The sequence below is a fragment of the Rhizobium sp. SVR5-9E genome (assembly GCF_056755095.1).
The window spans coordinates 1-296 of sequence record NZ_JBNDHS010000336.1; the positions used below are offsets into that span (position 1 = coordinate 1).

The window sequence follows — 296 nt, forward strand, 5'->3', positions numbered from 1 at the left end:
GTTAAACAACCACTGCAGATCCCGCAGCACGTTACGGCGCAGGGCGGCGTGGGTAATCAGATTACTGTTGGCGGACTCGCGTTTTTTTTCCGGATCGTTATCGGTGAGGCGATCCAGCAGCGAGGGCTGCATTTTATCGCGCGCCCCCACCTTCTCCTGCTTGCTGCGGGCTTGCCAGCCGCTGCGCAGCAGATCGCCTTCGCCAGCGGGATTACTCATGGGCTCCATCCGCAGCAAACGTCACCAGGTTCAACGACAGCAATGGGCTTTCGCTTTGCTCGCTAAGCCAGGCTTTC

Annotated in this window: 1 pseudogene; it reads right to left on the reverse strand. The window is 59.1% G+C overall.

The features are described from left to right. Window positions 1-219, reverse strand: a pseudogene (locus ACPYOJ_RS35070) (hypothetical protein); the annotation flags it as partial. Between the last annotated feature and the right edge of the window lie 77 nt (window positions 220-296).